This window comes from Cellulosimicrobium cellulans, assembly GCF_001722485.1.
GTDB classification, from domain to species: domain Bacteria; phylum Actinomycetota; class Actinomycetes; order Actinomycetales; family Cellulomonadaceae; genus Cellulosimicrobium; species Cellulosimicrobium cellulans_A.
On record NZ_LWGL01000304.1, the window covers coordinates 1 to 1,854 of the forward strand.

At 76.5% G+C, this 1,854-nt stretch carries 3 protein-coding genes and 1 pseudogene; all 4 read right to left on the reverse strand.

Annotated features, from left to right (window positions below; translation table 11 throughout):
• A partial coding sequence (locus JZ5iCDA_RS17255) for a PH domain-containing protein (protein ID WP_171905430.1) occupies positions 1-560 on the reverse strand: 560 nt, incomplete at its 3' end.
• Complete coding sequence (locus tag JZ5iCDA_RS17260) at positions 557-1,093, reverse strand: PH domain-containing protein (RefSeq protein WP_069388216.1); 537 nt, start codon at positions 1,091-1,093, stop codon at positions 557-559. The genes JZ5iCDA_RS17255 and JZ5iCDA_RS17260, both read right to left, overlap by 4 nt.
• Positions 1,094-1,152: 59 nt before the next feature.
• Complete coding sequence (locus JZ5iCDA_RS17265; protein ID WP_069388217.1) at positions 1,153-1,659, reverse strand: DUF3180 domain-containing protein; 507 nt, start codon at positions 1,657-1,659, stop codon at positions 1,153-1,155.
• Positions 1,659-1,854 (reverse strand): annotated as a pseudogene (locus JZ5iCDA_RS19235) (hypothetical protein); the annotation flags it as partial. The pseudogene JZ5iCDA_RS19235 and the gene JZ5iCDA_RS17265, both read right to left, overlap by 1 nt.

Here is a 1,854-nt window from a genome sequence, read left to right on the forward strand (position 1 = left end):
GCGGCTGCCCCGGCCGCGGAGGAGCCCGCGAGGTCGCCCGTGGGCGCGGCCGGTCCGGCCCCGACGCGCAGCCCCGCCGCGAGCGCGAGCAGCTCGCGGCGGAGCCGGTTCGCGTCGTCCTCCTTGAGGAAGCCGAGCTTGACGCCGGAGTCGCCCCCGCCGGCGACCTCGAGCTTGAGCTCGGCGAGGCCGAAGAACCGCGCCACGAGCGGCTGCACGATGTCGACGGCCTGCAGGCGGTCCAGGCGGGCACGCCGCTGCTGCCGGAACAGGACGCCGGTGCGCAGGTGCACGGACTCGTCGTCGACCGCGTAGCTCGTCATGCGCCACGCGAGCGCGGAGTAGCCGAGGCCGACGAGCCCGATGACGAGGATCCCGAGCAGCACCTGCCACCAGCGGTCGCCCTCGAGCAGGTTCTCGCCCTCGGGCAGCCCGTTGAGCGTCTGCTGCCCGACGACGACGAGCAGGACCGCGATGACCGTCCACCCGCGCACGAGCGGCGTCACGGGGTGGACCCGGTGCCACTCGAGACCCACGGGCGCGGTCGTCTCCTCGCTCACAGCCCCGCCAGCCGCGCCTCGCCCCGCGACGCGAGACGGTCGCGCAGGCGCTCCGCCTCCGCCGGCTCGAGGCCGTCGATCGTCGCGTCGGTCGAGGCGGAGGCGGTGTGCAGCTGGATCTGCGCGATGCGCAGCTTGCGTGCGAGCGGCCCCGCCTGGACGTCGACGTACTGCATGCGGCCGTACGGCACGACGACGAGCGTGCGGAAGAGGATGCCCTTGCGGATCAGCAGGTCGTCGTCGCGCTCGGCGTAGCCGATGGCCCGCACCTGGCGCGGCACGACGACCGCCGTCCAGACCGCCTGCACCACGACGAGGCCGAGGAGGACCCACGGCCACCACTGGTCGAGCAGGAGGAGGAGCACGACCGCGGCGACGGCGAGCGCGCCGAGCACGATCCCGGTCGACAGGAGGCGGGCGGTGGCGAGCCGTGGGGACACGCGGGACCACAGGACCCCGGGCGGGTCGAACGGTCCGTGATCCTCGACCACGGTGCCTTCGGGGGCCGGGACCGGCCGGTCAGCGTCCGTCATGGGTCGATCCTCCCATCCGTCACCGCGTCACCGGCGCCATCCGCGCGGTGATGCCGCCCTCAGGCGGTCGTGCTGGCCCCGGGCGTCTCGGGGTCCTCGTGCGTCGCACGGTCGCGCTCCTCGCCGACGTCGCCCGGCGGGAGCTGGCAGAAGCGCTCGGCGACGAGCCCTGCCACGGCCAGCGCGACGGCGCACGCGACCGCGACGCCCGCGGCGACGGCCCGGTCGCGCCGCGGCTCGATCGCGAGGTCGGGCAGCGTGACGAGCACCTGCGCGCCGTACCAGCCGGCGAGCAGCGCGCCCGTGAGGGACGCCGCCTTGGCGAGCACGAACGTGCGGGCGGCGCGGATCGCGTCGAGGCCGGGACGGCGGCCCTTCTGGTAGGCGCGCACCGTCCATCCGGCCCAGAGCACCCCCACGGCGAGGGCGCCGATCGCCACGTCGACCACCCAGGGCACCGGCGGCAGGTACGTGCCCCGGCCCTCGACCGCGCGCACGACGAGCCAGCCCACCACGGCCGTGACGACGGCGACCAGCAGCAGGCTCCGGACCGAGGTGCGGCGCATCAGCGCTGTGCGTCGGGCGTCTGCCCGGAGACCGGCGGGAACGGCGGCCACAGGTCCTGGCGCGGCTCGTCCTCCTCCGGCGCGGGCTGCGACGCGCGGTCGGCGGGCGGAGCGGGGTGCGGGACGGGCGGCGCGGCCGTCGGCTGCGCGACCTGGTGCAGCGCCGGGTCCGCGAGCGGGCCCGGGGCGGCGACC

Coding starts and splice junctions, on each gene's coding strand:
- JZ5iCDA_RS17260 (WP_069388216.1), bottom strand. CDS start 1,093: ATGACGGACGCTGACCGGCCGGTCCCGGCCCCCGAAGGCACCGTGGTC.
- JZ5iCDA_RS17265 (WP_069388217.1), bottom strand. CDS start 1,659: ATGCGCCGCACCTCGGTCCGGAGCCTGCTGCTGGTCGCCGTCGTCACG.